General features: G+C 71.5%; 7 protein-coding genes. 5 read left to right on the forward strand and 2 right to left on the reverse strand.

What is annotated here, in order from left to right; translation table 11 throughout:
* Positions 1-279: 279 nt before the first annotated feature.
* The 5 genes from ACFZDL_RS36240 to ACFZDL_RS36260 all read left to right on the forward strand — a co-directional run bounded on the left by ACFZDL_RS36240 (position 280) and on the right by ACFZDL_RS36260 (position 11,824).
* Positions 280-5,271, forward strand: coding sequence for an NAD-glutamate dehydrogenase (locus ACFZDL_RS36240; RefSeq protein ID WP_353594940.1), 4,992 nt, complete (start codon positions 280-282; stop codon positions 5,269-5,271).
* Positions 5,272-5,500: 229 nt separating this feature from the next.
* Positions 5,501-7,819 carry a CDP-glycerol glycerophosphotransferase family protein gene (locus tag ACFZDL_RS36245; RefSeq protein ID WP_353594939.1) on the forward strand — a complete coding sequence of 773 codons (2,319 nt, stop codon included), beginning with the start codon at positions 5,501-5,503 and terminating at the stop codon, positions 7,817-7,819.
* 54 nt (positions 7,820-7,873) lie between these two features.
* A complete protein-coding gene (locus tag ACFZDL_RS36250; RefSeq protein ID WP_353594938.1) occupies positions 7,874-10,015 on the forward strand; it encodes a glycosyltransferase family 2 protein in 2,142 nt (713 codons plus the stop codon).
* Positions 10,016-11,150: 1,135 nt separating this feature from the next.
* Positions 11,151-11,405, forward strand: coding sequence for a type II toxin-antitoxin system VapB family antitoxin (locus ACFZDL_RS36255; RefSeq protein WP_353594937.1), 255 nt, complete (start codon positions 11,151-11,153; stop codon positions 11,403-11,405).
* Positions 11,405-11,824 (forward strand): PIN domain nuclease, encoded by a 420-nt coding sequence (locus ACFZDL_RS36260; RefSeq protein ID WP_353594936.1) that lies wholly within the window; start codon positions 11,405-11,407, stop codon positions 11,822-11,824. The genes ACFZDL_RS36255 and ACFZDL_RS36260 overlap by 1 nt, the downstream gene beginning before the upstream one ends.
* A gap of 4 nt (positions 11,825-11,828) precedes the next feature.
* Here the strand turns inward: ACFZDL_RS36260 and ACFZDL_RS36265 are convergent, their stop codons facing one another.
* Both ACFZDL_RS36265 and ACFZDL_RS36270 read right to left on the reverse strand, forming a co-directional pair.
* The gene (locus ACFZDL_RS36265) at positions 11,829-12,860 is read right to left on the reverse strand and encodes an FkbM family methyltransferase (protein ID WP_353594935.1); all 1,032 of its coding nucleotides are present in this window, start codon (positions 12,858-12,860) and stop codon (positions 11,829-11,831) included.
* The gene (locus tag ACFZDL_RS36270) at positions 12,833-14,734 is read right to left on the reverse strand and encodes a stealth family protein (RefSeq protein WP_353594934.1); all 1,902 of its coding nucleotides are present in this window, start codon (positions 14,732-14,734) and stop codon (positions 12,833-12,835) included. The genes ACFZDL_RS36265 and ACFZDL_RS36270 overlap by 28 nt, the downstream gene beginning before the upstream one ends.
* Positions 14,735-14,783: the final 49 nt, after the last annotated feature.

The raw sequence follows: 14,783 nt of genomic DNA on the forward strand, positions 1-14,783 counted from the left end.
ACGGCTCATGACGCCTCCCTGGGGTGGGGCGATAGCCTTACTGCGTGATCAGCGCGATAGGCCGTGGGGGCGATGAGGCCCCCGCACCGATCCCGGATTCCCACCGGGCTCGGGCCGCCGCTGACCGGTGCCGCCTGGGGCCTTGGTCACTTTCGGCCGAGTCCGCCCCGGCCATCCCCCGCACGGGCATATCGTCGTCCCAGACCGGATATCCCGCGTCGCGACGTCATGCCACCGCTATCGATGTCACGCAACGGCGCGCGACAGGAGCCAGAGGACATGCAGACCAAGCTGGACGAAGCCAAGGCCGAGCTGCTCACACGGGCCGCCCGGGTAGCTGAGAACAGTCCTGCCGGGGGACAGCAACCGGTACAGGGACCAGGCCCCGAGACCCTGACCGCCTACCTTCAGCACTACTACCAGCACACGCCGCCGGAAGACCTCGCGGGCCGCGACCCGGTCGATGTCTTCGGCGCCGCGCTCTCCCACTACCGCCTGGCCGAGTCGCGCCCCCAGGGCACCGCGAACGTCCGGGTGCACACCCCGACCGTCGAGGAGCACGGCTGGACCTGCAGCCACTCCGTGGTCGAGGTGGTCACCGACGACATGCCGTTCCTGGTCGACTCCGTCACCAATGAGCTGACGCGCCAGGGCCGCGGCATCCATGTCGTCATCCACCCGCAGATCCTGGTCCGCCGCGACATCACCGGGAAGCTGATCGAGGTCCTGGACGTCTCCCCGGACGGCCGGCCCGAGAAGCTGCCGCACGACGCGGTCATCGAGTCCTGGATCCATGTCGAGATCGACCGCGAGACCGACCGCGGCGACCTCAAGCAGATCACCGCCGATCTGCTGCGCGTGCTCTCCGACGTCCGCGAGGCCGTCGAGGACTGGGAGAAGATGCGCGAGGCGGCGCTGCGCATCGCCGAGGGCCTGCCCGAGGAGCCCACGGCCGGCGAGGTGCGCCCGCAGGAGATCGAGGAGGCCCGTGAGCTGCTGCGCTGGCTGGCCGACGATCACTTCACCTTCATCGGCTACCGCGAGTACGAGCTGACGCAGGCGCCCACCGAGTCCGGTGGCGAGGAGGACGTGCTGAGCGCCGTGCCCGGCACCGGCCTGGGCATTCTGCGCTCCGACCCGCACCACCGGGACACCGCCGAGAGCGCGCACGCCAGTCTGCCGGAGCCGGCGGACGGCGCCGAGCGGCGCCCCGTCTCGCCGTCGTTCAACCGGCTGCCGGCCGACGCCCGCGCCAAGGCGCGCGAGCACAAGCTGCTGGTCCTCACCAAGGCCAACAGCCGCGCCACCGTCCACCGCCCCTCGTACCTGGACTACATCGGCGTCAAGAAGTTCGACGCCAAGGGCAATGTGGTCGGCGAGCGGCGCTTCCTCGGCCTGTTCTCCTCCGCCGCGTACACCGAGTCCGTGCGCCGGGTCCCGGTGATCCGCCGCAAGGTCGAGGAGGTCCTGGAGGGCGCCGGGTTCCTGCCCAACAGCCACGACGGCCGGGACCTGCTGCAGATCCTGGAGACCTACCCGCGCGACGAGCTGTTCCAGACCCCGGTCGACCAGCTGCGGTCCATCGTGACCAGCGTGCTCTATCTCCAGGAGCGCCGCCGGCTGCGGCTGTTCCTGCGTCAGGACGAGTACGGGCGCTACTACTCCGCGCTGGTCTACCTGCCGCGCGACCGCTTCACCACCGAGGTGCGGCTGCGCCTGACCGACATCCTGCTGGAGGAGCTGAACGGCCGGGTGCCGGTCGACTTCACCGCCCTGCACACCGAATCGGTGCTCTCCCGGCTGCACTTCGTGGTCCGCGTCCAGCCCGGCGCCGAGCTCCCGGACCTCACCGACGCCGACGTCGAGCGCATCGAGGCCCGGCTGGTGGAGGCCACCCGCTCCTGGGCCGACGGCTTCGCCGAGGCGCTGACCTCCGAGGTCGGCGAGGAGCGCGCCGCCGAACTGCTCCGCCGCTACCAGCACGCGTTCCCCGAGGGCTACAAGGCCGACCACTCGCCGCGCGGCGCGGTCGCCGACCTGCAGCACCTGGAGCGGCTGAGGGACAGCGAGCGGAACTTCGCGGTCAGCCTGTACGAGCCGGTGGGGGCGGCGCCCGCCGAGCGCCGCTTCAAGATCTACCGCGTCGGCGAGCAGGTCTCGCTGTCCGCGGTGCTCCCGGTGCTCACCCGGCTGGGGGTCGAGGTCGTCGACGAGCGGCCGTACGAGCTGCGCTGCTCTGACCGGACCAACGCCTGGATCTACGACTTCGGGCTGCGGCTGCCGCGCCATGACGGCGACGGCCTCGCCGACGACGCCCGCGAGCGCTTCCAGAACGCGTTCGCCGCGGTGTGGACCGGGCAGGCGGAGAACGACAACTTCAACGAGCTGGTGCTCGGCGCCGGGCTGACCTGGCGGCAGGCGATGGTGCTGCGCGCGTACGCGAAGTACCTGCGCCAGGCCGGGTCCACCTTCAGCCAGTCGTACATGGAGGACACCCTCCGGACGAATGTGCACACCACCCGGCTGCTGGTGAGCCTGTTCGAGGCGCGGATGTCGCCCGAGCGGCAGCGGGCCGGCACCGAGCTGACCGACGCGCTGCTGGAGGAGCTGGACGCGGCGCTCGACCAGGTGGCCTCGCTGGACGAGGACCGCATCCTGCGCTCCTTCCTCACCCTCATCAAGGCCACCCTGCGCACCAACCACTTCCAGAAGGACGAGGACGGGCAGCCGCACGCGTACCTGTCCATGAAGCTGGACCCGCAGGCCATCCCGGATCTGCCCGCGCCGCGCCCGGCGTACGAGATCTGGGTCTACTCGCCGCGGGTGGAGGGTGTGCATCTGCGCTTCGGCAAGGTCGCGCGCGGCGGTCTGCGCTGGTCCGACCGGCGTGAGGACTTCCGCACCGAGATCCTGGGCCTGGTCAAGGCGCAGATGGTGAAGAACACCGTGATCGTGCCGGTGGGCGCCAAGGGCGGCTTCGTCGGCAAGCGGCTGCCCGATCCGGCGGTCGACCGGGACGCCTGGCTGGCCGAGGGCATCGCCTCGTACAAGACCTTCATCTCCGGTCTGCTCGACATCACCGACAACATGGTCGGCGGCCAGGTCCAGCCGCCCAAGGACGTCGTGCGCCACGACGGCGACGACACCTACCTGGTGGTCGCCGCCGACAAGGGCACCGCGACCTTCTCCGACATCGCCAACGAGGTCGCCCAGGCGTACGGGTTCTGGCTCGGCGACGCCTTCGCCTCCGGCGGTTCGGCCGGCTACGACCACAAGGGCATGGGCATCACGGCCCGCGGCGCCTGGGAGTCCGTCAAGCGGCACTTCCGCGAGCTCGGCCATGACACCCAGACCGAGGACTTCACCGTGGTCGGCGTCGGCGACATGTCCGGCGATGTGTTCGGCAACGGCATGCTGCTCAGCGAGCACATCCGGCTGGTCGCCGCCTTCGACCACCGGCACATCTTCCTCGACCCCAACCCGGACAGCGCGGTCTCCTACGCCGAGCGCCGCCGCCTGTTCGAGCTGCCCCGCTCCTCGTGGGCGGACTACGACACCTCCCTGCTCTCGCAGGGCGGCGGCATCCACCCGCGTACCGCCAAGGCCATCCCGATCACCCCGCAGGTGCGGAAGGCCCTCGGCATCGAGTCGCGGGTCGCCAAGATGACCCCGGCCGATCTGATGAAGACCATCCTCAAGGCCCCGGTCGACCTGCTGTGGAACGGCGGCATCGGCACCTACGTCAAGGCGTCCACCGAGTCGCACGCCGATGTGGGTGACAAGGCGAACGACGCCATCCGGGTGGACGGCCAGGACCTGCGGGTCAAGGTCGTCGGCGAGGGCGGCAACCTGGGCCTGACCCAGCTGGGCCGGATCGAGTTCGCGCTCAACGGCGGGCGGATCAACACCGACGCGATCGACAACAGCGCCGGTGTGGACACCTCCGACCACGAGGTGAACATCAAGATCCTGCTCAACGAGCTGGTCCGCGAGGGCGATATGACGGTCAAGCAGCGCAACAAGCTGCTGGCCGAGATGACCGACGAGGTCGGCGCGCTGGTGCTGCGCAACAACTACGCCCAGAACGTCGCGCTCGCCAACTCCGTCGCCCAGGCCCCCAGCCTGCTCCACGCCCACCAGCGGGTGATGCGCCGGCTGGGGCGCGAGGGGCGTCTGGACCGCTCGCTGGAGTTCCTGCCCACCGACCGCCAGATCCGGGAGCGGCTGGCCGCCGGGCGCGGGCTGAGCCAGCCCGAACTGGCCGTGCTGCTCGCCTACATCAAGATCACGGTGGCCGAGGAGCTGATCGCCACCGACCTGCCGGACGACCCGTATCTGCAGCGGCTGCTGCACGCGTACTTCCCGCAGGCGCTGCGCCAGCAGTTCCCCGAGCACGTCGACGGCCATGCGCTGCGGCGTGAGATCGTCACCACGGTGCTGGTCAACGACACGGTCAACACCGCCGGTACGACCTTCTTGCACCGTATGCGCGAGGAGACCGGCGCCTCCACCGAAGAGGTGGTGCGCGCCCAGACCGCGGCCCGCGCGATCTTCGAGCTCGGTGAGGTGTGGGACGAGGTCGAGTCCCTGGACAACAAGGTCCCGGCCGAGGTCCAGACCCGGATGCGGCTGCACTCCCGGCGCCTGGTCGAGCGCGGCACCCGCTGGCTGCTCGGCAACCGCCCGCAGCCGCTGGAGCTCGCCGAGACCATCGAGTTCTTCGCCGAGCGGGTCGCGGCGGTCCGCTCCCAGCTGCCCAAGCTGCTGCGCGGCGCGGATGTGGAGTGGTATCAGAAGATCCACGACGAGCTGACGTCCGCGGGGGTGCCCGACGACCTGGCCACGCGGGTGGCGGGCTTCTCCTCCGCCTTCCCGACGCTGGACATCGTCGCCATCGCCGACCGGGTGGGCAGGGACCCGCTGGCCGTCGCCGAGGTGTACTACGACCTCGCCGACCGGCTGCGGATCAGCCAGCTGATGGACCGGATCATCGAGCTGCCGCGCGCCGACCGGTGGCAGTCCATGGCCCGCGCCTCCATCCGCGAGGAGCTGTACGCCGCGCACGCCGCCCTCACCTCCGATGTGCTGTCGGTGGGCGACGGCGGTGCCTCGCCCGAGCAGCGGTTCAAGGCCTGGGAGGAGAAGAACGCGTCGATCCTGCAGCGGGCGCGCACCACGCTGGACGAGATCCAGGGGTCGGAGACCTTCGACCTGGCCAACCTGTCCGTGGCCATGCGCACCATGCGCACGCTGCTGCGCACCCAGCGCTGAGCGGAGCCGCCGCCGGGCGCCGTGAGGCGCTGAGCGGCACCGCCGAGCGTTGACCCATTTGCCGCGCCGCCCGGGGCCCGCCCCGGGCGGCGCGGCGCGTTCGGCCGGGCCTCCCGTCAGCGCTTCGCGATCTTTTCACCCTATTCATCGACATATCGGGCCCATCCGGACGCATCACCCTATAGTGGGCAGACGGTGAGCGCTGTTCTCTCCTGTCCGGAGGTGTCCCATGCCCCGATTCAGCATCGTCATCGCCGCCTATCGAGTGCAGGGTTTTCTGAGCAGCTGCCTGGACTCGGTGCTGGCCCAGTCGTTCGACGACATCGAGGTGGTAGCGGTCGACGACTGCTCTCCGGACCACTGCGGCACGATCATCGACGAGTACGCGGCACGGGACAGCCGGGTCGTCCCCGTCCACCAGCCGGTCAACTCCGGGCCCGGCCACGCCCGCAACGCCGGAGTCGACCGGGCCACCGGCGACTACCTGCTCTTCCTGGACGGCGACGACACCCTCGCCCCCGGCACCCTGCAGGGCCTCGCCGACCGGCTGGCCCTGTGCGAGGACCCGGACATCCTCTACTTCAACCACGTCCGCACCTACTGGTGGGACCGCGCGGAACCCAGCCTCTTCGGCGGGCTGCTGGCCTCGGCCGGCACCGATGTCTTCTCCGTCCTCGAGCGCCCGGAGTACCTGCGGATCTTCGCGATGTCGTCCAATCGCGTCTACAACCGCGCCTTCTACACCCGCCACGGCTTCGCGTTCAGCGAGGGCATCTACGAGGACGCCCTGCTCTCGTACAAGACGATGCTGACGGCCGAACGAATAGCCTGCGTGGACCTGGTGGGCCTGGAATACCGCCAGCGGCGCGTCGGCGCCAGCACCGCCAGCCCCGGCGAGAAGCACTTCGCGATCTTCAAGCAGTACACCCGGCTCTTCGAATTCCTCGACGGGAAGCCGCATCTGGAGCCGCTGCGCCCGATGCTCTTCGAACGGGCCGTCTCGCACTTCCTGTTCTGCCTGGGCCGCCGCTCCCGGGTGGCGGCAGAAGACCGGCCCCGCTTCTTCGACCGGGCCGCCGCCTGGTACCGGAGCCACGTACCCGACGGATTCACCCCGCCGGCCGACGCCGAGTGGCGCTTCGAGGCGCTGGCGCGCGGCTCCTTCGTCCGCTACCGGGAGCACGAACTGACGGAGCGGGCGGCGGCCGGGGCCCGCAAGCTCAAGCGGATGACGCGGCGGCCCCTGGCCGCCCGGGCCAAGCGGAGCCTGTACCGGGTCCACCGGCGGCGGCCGGTCGACCCCCACCTGGCCGTGTACTCCGCGTACTGGGGCCGTGGGGTGCTGTGCAACCCGGCGGCGATCTACTACAAGGCCAAGGAGCTGGCCCCGCAGGTGCACGGCCTGTGGGTGGTGCGCAAGGCGGCGGTCGACTCGCTCCCGGAAGGCGTCGACTACGTCATCTCCGGGACGCGGGACTTCTACTGGGCGATGGCCCGCGCCAAGTACCTCATCAACAACGTCAATTTCCCCAACGACGTGGTCAAGCGGCCGGGAACGGTGCATCTGCAGACCTTCCACGGCACACCGCTCAAGTGCATGGGCCTCGACCAGCAGCGCTACCCCGCCGCCGCGTCGGGGATGAGCTTCGGCAATCTCCTCAAACGCGTCGACCGCTGGGACTTCGCGCTCTCCTCCAACCGGCATTCGAGCGAGGTCTGGGAGCGCGTCTACCCCGCCTCGTACCGGCTGCTCGAGTACGGATATCCGCGCAACGACGTCTTCTTCTCGGCCTCAGCCGAGGACGTCCGGCGCATCCGCAAGGAGCTGGAGATCCCGGACGGAGCCCTCACGGTCCTCTACGCCCCCACGATCCGCGACTACCAGAAGGGCTTCTCGCCCCGCCTGGACCTCGAACGCGTAAGCCGCGCCCTGGGCCAGGAGGCGGTGCTGCTGGTGCGGGCCCACTACTCCTACCAGCCGCAGGCCGGGCTCAGAAAGCTCCAGAAGGCGGGGCTGGTGGTCGACGTCTCACGCCATCCGTCGGTGGAGGAGCTGTGCCTGGCCGCCGACGTGCTGATCACGGACTACTCGTCGATCATGTTCGACTACGCCAACCTCGACCGCCCCATCGTCGTCTACGCGGACGACTGGGACATCTACCAGGCCACCCGCGGCGTCTACTTCGACCTGCTCTCGGGGCGGCCGGGCGACACGCCGGGGCCCGTCGCCCGTACGGAGGACGAGCTGATCGCCGTCTTCCGCGAGGGCCGCTGGCGCGACGAGGACGCGACCGCGCTGCGCGCCGCCTTCCGGGCCCGCTTCTGCCAGTTCGACGACGGCCACGCGGCCGAGCGGGTGGTACGGACCCTCATGCTGGGCGAGGACGCCCCCGACGTCCCCGAGATCGCTGACGCCGCTGACGCCGCTGACAGCGCAGCCCAGCCGTCGGTGTTCCAGCGCCATGACCTCCCCGTCAAACGGGGCCTGATCACCGGCGTGCCGCCGCACGCGGCCCGGCCCACACCGCTGTCTCCCGACCACAACTGACCCGGCGGCCGACCCCGCCGCGCCCATGCCGTGACCCCGGAAGCCGGAGCACCCATGCCCTCTGCGCCCCCTCCCCGCGTCAGCGTGATCGTCCCCGCCTACAACGCCATGCCGGAGCTGACCCGCGCCATCACCTCCGCGCTCGACCAGACGCTCGGCCCGGACCGCATCGAGATCATCGCGGTGAACGACGGCTCGACCGACGGCACCGGCGCGGAGCTGGAGCGCCTCGCCCAGGGGCGCCCCGCGCTCCGCGTCGTCCACCAGGAGAACTCCGGCTGCGCGGGCGGCCCGCGCAACACCGGCCTGGACCTCGCCCGCGGCGACTTCGTCTTCTTCCTCGACTCCGACGACTACCTGGGCCCGGACGCGCTGCGCCGCATGGTCGCCATGGCCGACGAGAACGGCACCGACGTCGTCCTGGGCAGGATCGCCTCGGTCGGCGGGCGGGCCGTGCCCAGGGCCGTCTTCAGCCACAACCAGCCCCGCACCGACGTCTTCTCCTCCGCCGCCTATCTGACCCTGGGCCCGTGGAAGCTGTTCCGCCGCTCCCTCATCGAAAGGCTGCGGCTGCGCTTTCCGCTCTTCCGCAACTGCGAGGACAAGCCCTTCACCGTGGCCGCCTACCTCAACGCCTCCGGTATCTCCGTGGTCGCCGACTACGACTGCTACTACGTCCGCTACCGCGAGGACCGCAGCAACCTCACCCTCGTCGCCGGTGACCTCGTTCACCGGATGGACGGCATCGGGCTGTGCTTCGAGACCGTGGCCCGCTATCTGGAACCCGGGCCGCGCCGCGACCGCGTCATGCGCCGCCACGTCGAGTGGGAACTGTGCGGCCCGCTGCGCGGACTGCTGCCCCGCGAGAGCGAGCAGGACGCGCGCGAGCGCTTCTACCCGCGGTTCCGGCACTGGGCGCGTACCTGGGCGAGCGACGAGATCTGCCGGCAGATCGACGCGCCCGACCGGCTCCTGATCCATCTGCTGCGCGCCGACCGCTTCGCGGACGTCCTGACGGTCGCGCGGAACGCCAAGGAGGACGCGCGACGCGGCCATGTCATCGACAAGGGCCGCGTCTACTGGGCGCACCCCTTCTTCCGCGACCCGGCCGCGGACGTGCCCGACGACTGCTTCGACGTCACCGACCGGCTGCCGGTCCACCACCGCCTCGACGCGGCGCACTGGCATGACGGCGACGGCGCCGGCGACGGCGGCGTGCTCCGGCTGACCGGCCACGCCTACGTCGAGCATGTCGCCGCCCTCCAGCCGGGCACCGACGTGGTCCTGCGCAAGTACCAGTCCGACCGCCCCGAGGTCCGGGTGCCCACCACCCCGCGCGCCGCCGCCGGTCTGCCCGGCGACGGCGCGTACGAGATGGCGGGCTTCACCGCCGACATCGACCCGGCCACCGCCGACGGCGGGGCACCGCTGGAGCGCGGCCTGTGGAACGTCTACCTGGACGTGCGCGCGCAGGGCGTCAGCCGGACCGTACGGTTCGGCGGCACCCGCGAGGGCGGCGAGGCCACCCATCCGAAGCCGCGGAGCGTCACGGCGGGGCCCGGCGGGCGGACCACCGTCGTCACGCCGTACTTCACCCCGTACGGCAACTTCTCCCTCGACGTCGGCCAGGTCGCCCACCACCTCGACGCCCCGTGCCAGGTCACCGAGGCGTCCTGGCACGCGGGCAGGAGCGGCGTGCTGGCCGTCAGCGGGCGGCTGACCGGCGCCGGCGCGGGGGAGACGGGCGGGGGGCTGCGCCTGCGCGCGGAGAGCGGAAGGGGCGAGGTGCGCGAGGTGCCGGTGCGCCACGACGGGCCGTCAGGCGACTTCACGGCCCGGCTGCCCGTCAGAAGGCTCGCACGGGGCCTGTGGACGCTGACCCTGGTGACGGGCGAGGACGGCCCCGAGCCGTGCCGCGCCGCGGTCGTCCCCCGGTTCGGCGGCCTGGCCGGGGCTCGTTGGTTCCGCTTCGGCCGCCCCTACTACGCCAGACCGCTGTCCTGGGGCCCGGCCATGGCGCTCGCCCTCGAGGTGGCGCCGGTCAAGATCGCCACGGGCGCGCGGCGGCGACTGCGGCGGCTCCGTCGTCCCCGCGCCGCGCGGAGCCGCGCGACGCGGCGGGGTGCTGTGCGGCCCGGGACAGACGGGACAGGTGGATCGCCCGGACGAGGTACGGGGCGAGCGCCAGCAGGGTGAGCAGACAGGCCCCGGTGGCGGCCGTCAGCCCCGCCACCACCCACCGGGCGTCGCCGGTGGCCAGCGTCCCGGTGAGGCCGAGCAGCGCGGTCAGCTCGTACACGAGCATCCGCTGCCCCGGCCATTCGGTGAGCGACCGCAGCGGCCGGTCGGCGATGCCCGGAAGGCGCGGCGCGACATCGCGGGCCGCGAGCGGGAAGCGGAGCCGCCGGCGGATCATCGTGCGCATCGCGGAGTGCAGCGCCTGGCCGCCCAGCAGACACACGACCAGCGTGATGGCGGCGGTCAGACCCGTATGGCCCGCCAGGTCCAGCCGGGCGAGCAGCAACAGCAGGACGACGCTGCGCACCTCGAAGCGGTGCGTCTCGCCGACGTGCAGTCGGCTGAGCCGGTCCATCAGCCCCGGCTCGGTGCGGTGCAGGAACAGGTCGCACCCCACGCCGAGCAGCGCGGCCGTGGCGAAGGGCCAGCCCGCGCCGTACAGGGCGGTGAAGGGGCTGGCGGCCAGGCAGCCGGCCATCAGGACGAAGGCCGTGAGGCCGCGGGTGGTTCGTATGCCAAGGCGCTCCATGATGCATGTGCCCTTCGCTGTGGATCATGCTTACTTACGCAAACATTAGGCGAATGATCCGTTTGCTGCCTTTTGGGTGGCTCCCATCGCAGTACTCGGATCGGCGGTGCGTTTGCAGTGAGTATGAGACAGCGACACGCCGACGCCACGGCGTGTCGCTGTCTCATACTCACCGCAAAGTCAGCGGCGTACTGGGCGGCGTCAGGGGGGCACCTCCCGGCGGTAGCTGGGGGAACATCGCCCTGAGCACCCGTCCCACCGGCCTCGAATGGCGGTCGCACTGTGCCTCGGTGCGCCCCGCTACGGAGTACGAGCGGCGGCAGCTGCGGGTCATCGCACGGCTTCATGCCCAGCGACAACGAGGCACGGCCTCCGCATAGGGTCCAGAGCACTTCGCCGGATCGGATTCTCGCCCATGGCTGAGCGACCCTGGCACGCCGAATGGACGTTCATCAGCACATCCGGCGTCACCACAGGAACAGATCTTTGGTCGAAACGATATCTAGCATAGTTGGCAAGTGGTATCGTTTTGCTGACAAGGGCATCTGCGAAGGGATCATCCACATGAGCAGAACCGTCATCGACCTCGATGACGACATGGTCACCGAGGCCATGCGCATCTTCGGGACGAAAACGAAGGCCAAAGCCGTCCGCCTCGCCATGGAAGACGCGGTCAAGAGGCACCTGCGGCAGGAGGGCTTCGACGCCATGGAGGCCGGCGAGCTCGACTTCAGTGAGATCGTCGAGAACACCGGGCCCCGCAATGCGGACGGTTCCCTCAAGCACGACGGCGACCGCGGCGGGGGCCGAGCCGCCTGATGCAGGACCGCTACCTGATCGACAAGTCCGCCCTCGCCCGCTGGACGAAGCCGAGCGTCAAGGAGGTGCTCAGGCCTCTGCACGAGCGCTACCTTCTCGCCGTGTGCCGGCCCACCGAGTTTGAGATGATCCACTCCGCACGGGACAGCTCGGAAGCAACACGGATCAGCACCTGGCTCCACGCCTTCGACTACCTCGACACCGACGACGACATCTTCACGCGCGCTCTTGAGATCCAGCGCCATGCCCTCAACGCAGGCTTCCACCGCGCTCTGTCCCTCCCCGACCTGCTGATCGCCGCCACGGCGGAGCTGAACCGGCGGACGGTCCTCCACTACGACGGAGACTTCGACATGATCGCCTCACTCACCGGCCAACCCACCGAATGGGTCGTTCCGCCCGGCAGTGCCGACCGATGAACACCTACGGCCCCGGCGCGCGGCGGGCCAGGGCCGCCAGGGCGGCCAGGCCCGCCCGGAGCCTGTGGGAGGCGTACGGCCGGCGGGGGCCCGGGGGGCGGGCGGGGCGGCGGCCGGGCGGCGGGTACGGGGCGTTCCAGCCGCCGGGGAAGGGCGAGCCGCCGGGCGTGAGGAGGTTCGTCGTCTCGTCGCACGCCAGGATCGCGATCAGCCACCGCCGCACCGCCCGGTGGAAGTCCGGGGTCAGCGGGGCCGGGGCGAGCAGCCAGTCGCGGCACTGGCCGCTGACGGCGCGCCGGTAGCCGCTCTCGTCGTAGCGGAGCCAGGGCGCCTCGGGGGTGATGGGGTGCAGTCCGTATCCGCGCGCGACCAGCGGGGCCAGGGCCCGGCGCAGCGCGTCGTGGTCGGCGCTGGGCAGCAGTTCGCACACGATCCAGGGGCGGTGGCGGTCGACGGTGCGCAGCGCGCCCTCCAGCACGGCCGCCTCGAAGGTCTCCACATCGATCTTGACGAGGTAGGGGGCGGCGTCCCGCTCCGCCGTGAAGGCGTCGACGGTGGTGACCGGGACCCGCACCGAGCCGCTGTGTCTGCGGTGGGCGCTGTTCAGCGAGTTCGAGGACTCCGTCTTCTCGGACAGATACAGCTCGGCGGTCCCGGGCGCCGAGGAGACCGCGGACTCCACCACCTCGTAGGACAGCCGGTTGCACTCGCGGATGCGACGGCAGAGACCGGCGGTGTCCGGGGTCGGCTCGAACGCGTACGTCCGCAGCCTGCCGCGCCCGTAGACCGCGCTGATCAGCGCCGAGTACAGCCCGATGTGGGCGCCGATGTCGTAGACCGCGCTGCCCGTCGGCGCCCGCTGGGCCAGGGCCAGCAGTGTGGCCTGTGTGGTCGGCTCGTACCCGGCGAGCCCCGCCCGGCGCAACTGCCGCTGCACCGCCGTCTGTTTGCGGCTGAGCACGTTCAGCGCCCGCGGGTAGGGGCCCTCGGCGGCGATGACGTCCGGATTCAGCGGGAGGGTGATGGCGAGGGGCATGGCTGACGGGCCTCCTGACGGGCGATGGCCCGCTCCAGCGGGCTGGGGACCGGGAAGTAGGCGTCGAGGAAGGGGCGGAGCAGCGCCAGCTGGTCCGCGAGATCCCGCTCGCACGAGACCGTGTCGTTGAGGCAGAACGCCTGGCGGTGCCGCAACCGCAGCAGCCGGGCCAGCCGGGCCGGGATACCGGGCTGGGCCAGGTCGAAGTAGTCGTAGCGCAGCGGCGCGGGGACCGCCCGGCCGGTCAGAAAGGCGTAGTAGTGGTGGAGGGCGGAGGTCAGGGAGATGTCCGAGGCGCTGCGCACCCGGCTGGCCATGGTGGCGCGGTACGGGCCGGGGAACTCGCGCTCGATCTCGGCGAGGACGCTTCTGCGCAGCGCGTGCGGGGTGTGCTTCAGCTTCTGGGTCACCGTCGTCCCGAACCGCCCCTCAAGCAGCGCCCGGTTGTTCTTCCCGGCCGCCGAGACCGGGACGTCACCGGGGTGGGCGGGGCCGAGCGGGATCAGCGCGCGGGAGAGGAAGAACTTCGTCATGCCGTTGGCCAGGAAGAAGTCCTGCGGGGTCACCGGCGAGCCGAGGAATACGTCGTCGTTGAAGTACAGGAAGTGCTCGGCGAGACCGTCGATGTGGTGCAGCCGGGTCTCGATGGCCTGGGAGTTGAAGGTGGGCAGGACCCGCGGGTCGTCGAAGATGTCGCGGTGGTCGACGACGGTGATCCCGGGGTGCGAGCCCACCAGCCACGGCGGCACCTGGTCGTCGGTCACCAGGTAGATGTGGCGCACCCAGGGGGCGTACATGTGCAGGGAGCGCAGGGAGTAGCGCAGCTCGTCCCGGTTGGCGTAGCGGGCCTCGTTGGCCGCCTGCTCGTGGTACGGCTCGTCCTCCCCGCCGCCCGTCCACTCGGCGCGGCGTCTGCGCCAGGCGGGGTCGGCGCCGTCGACCCAGGTGTAGACGACGTCGATGGGGAAGCGGACCTCGTCGGGCAGGCGGGTGGTGAACTCGGGGCGGGTGCGCACCAGCGGCCCGGGCTGCCAGCCCTCGGCCGGGGCCAGCCGGGTGAACAGATGGCCCGGGGCGTGCACGGCCGTGCAGGCGGCGGGCACGGAGGCGGTGGTGCGGTTGGGGCGGGGCGCGATCAGCAGGTCCCCGCCGCCGGCCTCCTCCGCGCCCTCGGCCCCGGCCACGTCATCGGCTCGGCCCCGCCGCCACAACTCGATGTCGCAGCCGTGCGCCACGCCGAGCACCAGGCCCACGCCGGTGCTCGCACCGGGGCTCGCGTAGAAGCGTGTGAAGCGGACGACGGGGGCGGTGGACAGCCGCCGCCAGGCCCGCGCGCTCTGCCCGGGCCGCGGCACGGTCCCGGGGAGCCTGCCGCGCGCGGGCAGCGACACATAGCCCGCCTCCCGCGCGCACAGCTCGGTGAGCGCCGCGACCACCCGGGGCCGCTCCTCGGCGGGCACGCCGACGGCCGAGGAGACATTGCCGTACGCGCGGACCACGAAGTGGTCGATCCCCGCCTGCTCCAGCGCCTCGCACACCAGCCGCAGGTTCTCGGCGCGCGCGTACAGCGGGGTGGGCCCGGCGGTGACCTGGGCGACCCGCGGCCCGCGCCGGTCGGCGACCACGATCCGGTCCGGCCCCCACAGCAGCCCCGCCCGGCGCAGCCGTCGCCGCCCCCACCGCAGCCGCAGCGCGCCGGACGCCGCCGAGAGGCGGCTCAGGCCGCGCGTGGCCGCCCGGCGCAGCCCGGCGCCGGTCACCGCGACGACGGCGCGGCGGACGCGGAGCGGGACCCGGCGCCGGTAGCGGCGCACCAGGGGCGGGACGTCGGAGTGCCAGGGCAGGTGGGGGGCGGGAGGTGCGGTACGGGGCATCCTGGGTCCTGGTTCTTGCGTCGGGGTCCTGGTTCTGCGGCGGTGGCGG

Source organism: Streptomyces sp. NPDC007917 (genome assembly GCF_042959105.1).
Classification (GTDB): Bacteria; Actinomycetota; Actinomycetes; order Streptomycetales; family Streptomycetaceae; genus Streptomyces.

What these genes read in the sequence shown, in the direction of transcription:
- ACFZDL_RS36240 (WP_353594940.1), top strand. Translation starts at nt 280, where the DNA reads ATGCAGACCAAGCTGGACGAAGCCAAGGCCGAGCTGCTCACACGGGCC.
- ACFZDL_RS36245 (WP_353594939.1), top strand. Translation starts at nt 5,501, where the DNA reads ATGCCCCGATTCAGCATCGTCATCGCCGCCTATCGAGTGCAGGGTTTT.
- ACFZDL_RS36250 (WP_353594938.1), top strand. Translation starts at nt 7,874, where the DNA reads ATGCCCTCTGCGCCCCCTCCCCGCGTCAGCGTGATCGTCCCCGCCTAC.
- ACFZDL_RS36255 (WP_353594937.1), top strand. Translation starts at nt 11,151, where the DNA reads ATGAGCAGAACCGTCATCGACCTCGATGACGACATGGTCACCGAGGCC.
- ACFZDL_RS36260 (WP_353594936.1), top strand. Translation starts at nt 11,405, where the DNA reads ATGCAGGACCGCTACCTGATCGACAAGTCCGCCCTCGCCCGCTGGACG.
- ACFZDL_RS36265 (WP_353594935.1), bottom strand. Translation starts at nt 12,860, where the DNA reads ATGCCCCTCGCCATCACCCTCCCGCTGAATCCGGACGTCATCGCCGCC.
- ACFZDL_RS36270 (WP_353594934.1), bottom strand. Translation starts at nt 14,734, where the DNA reads ATGCCCCGTACCGCACCTCCCGCCCCCCACCTGCCCTGGCACTCCGAC.